This is a genomic window from Sphingomonas sp. (assembly GCF_036387595.1).
Classification (GTDB): Bacteria; Pseudomonadota; Alphaproteobacteria; order Sphingomonadales; family Sphingomonadaceae; genus Sphingomonas.
The window spans coordinates 1-1,866 of record NZ_DASVTL010000086.1; the positions used below are offsets into that span (position 1 = coordinate 1).

At 69.2% G+C, this 1,866-nt stretch carries 2 protein-coding genes; both read left to right on the forward strand.

All coding sequences use genetic code 11. From position 1 onward, the window contains the following. Nucleotides 1-835: HD domain-containing protein (locus VF643_RS09790; protein WP_331043199.1), on the forward strand; the 835-nt coding region annotated here is incomplete at its 5' end. Continuing rightward, nucleotides 832-1,866, forward strand: a 1,035-nt coding sequence (locus VF643_RS09795; RefSeq protein WP_331043200.1) for a class I SAM-dependent methyltransferase, incomplete at its 3' end; no start/stop codon positions are given. The genes VF643_RS09790 and VF643_RS09795, both read left to right, overlap by 4 nt.

Genomic DNA, 1,866 nt, shown 5'->3' on the forward strand with positions numbered 1-1,866 from the left:
CATCCATTCGGCCGATCGCATCGGATCGATCGCGGAGCGGCTGTTCATCGGCGGCTGGGCGGCACTGGTCGCGGGCATGCCGGTGGGCGAGGTGATGGAGCGGATCGTCGCGGCTGCACTGGCGGCAGCGCGGCTAGGCGACCTGGATGCGGCCAAGTTGCGCCTGCTGGGGCTGGCGGCAGGCGGGACCACGGTGCTGGAGGCCGGTTTCGACGCCGTCACGAGCGATCTGGATGCGGGTTTGCGCTCGCGGCTGCGCGCAACGTTGGCGGCGGGCGCGCCGCCCACGGGCGCGACGCCGGCGTTCGTCGGCAAGCTCGCGTGGCAGCCGCGCGCCGGGGTAACCTGTCCGGGGCGCGCGCGGGTGGTGTTGCAACCGTCCGAGAACCACGCCGAACATTGCCTGATGGTCGCAGTCTATGCGGTGATCGCCAGCCCCTGGTACGATGCCGATCCTACCAAGGCATTCCTCGCGGCGATGGCGCATCATCTGCACAATGCCGAGATGCCCGACAGCGGCTATACCGGGGAAATGCTGCTTGGCGCGGCGCTGGATGGCGTCTTCGTTCGTGCGCGCGACAAGGCGCTGGCCGACTTGCCGGCGCGGCTCGCCGAGCAGGTCCGCGGCGCGCTCGCGCCGATCGCGGGGGACGCCACACCCGAGGCGAAGTCGTTCCATGTCGCCGACGTGCTCGACCGCGTCCTGGAGATCGACCAGCATCTGCGTACCCGACAACTGACGATGGCGGCGGTGCTCGACGAATATGGGCTGGTGCACGACGGGCCGGTCAAGCCGTTCCACGACCGCATCCTCGCCGACGCCGGGCTGGCGTGACTTACCGCTCGCCTCTGTCCGGACGACCGCTGGTCGCCGACACGCCGCACTCGCTGGCGGCACCGGGCGAGCGGTGGCCGGTGGTGGATGGCATCCCGTATCTGCGGGTGGAGAGCGAGGGGCTGATCGCGGTGGCGCTGGACCATCTCGATGCGGGCTGCCCCGACGACGCGTTGGTGGCGTTGCTGACAGACCAGGACAGCTGGTGGACCGGACCGGCGACGGATCTTCGCGAGCTGAAACAATTGGTGCGCGAGCGCGAGACGGTGTCGCTACGCGACGCGATGGCGCTGCTGCGGTTCGGGCCGGTGGCCGACTACTTCGCATATCGTTGGGTCGATCCGACGTATCTTGCGGGGCTGGCGTTGATGGAGGCGCATTGGCGGCGGCCCACGCGCGGGTTCGAGCTGGCGTGCGGGATCGGGCATTACCTGCGCGATCTCGGTCGGCTGAGAGTCGCCTGTATCGGCGCGGACGTGGTGTTCGCGAAATGCTGGCTGGCGAAGCATTTCGTCGCACCGGATGCCGATTACGTGGTGTTCGATGCCGGCGCCTCTTGGCCGATCGCGGACACGCAATTCGATCTCGTCGCGTGCCATGACGCGTTCTACTTCCTGCCTGATCAGGCGGCGGTTGCCGCGCAGTTGCGGGCGCTAAGGGCAGACGATGGCGTGTTGGCGATCAGCCATCTGCACAACAGCGCCTATCGTGAGGGTGCGAAGGGCCCGGCGCGGTCGGTGGACGAGTGGCAAGCGCTGTTTCCCGACGCGACGGTCTATGACGAGCGAGCGCTGCTCGATGCACTGGTTGGCGCCGGCACGCCCGTCCCGACCGGCTGGGTCGACGATCCGGCGGTCGAGGCCTGGTCGTTGGTCGACGGGGGCGGCGCACCCCGTGCCGTCGAGCGGGGGCTCGCCGTGCCCGGAATCGGCGCGACGCTTCGCGACAACCCGCTGCTGGCCGAAGGCGCTGTGACATGGCCGTCGGATCGGTGGCGAGACGAATATGGCGCGGAATGTCGCTGGGCCGAT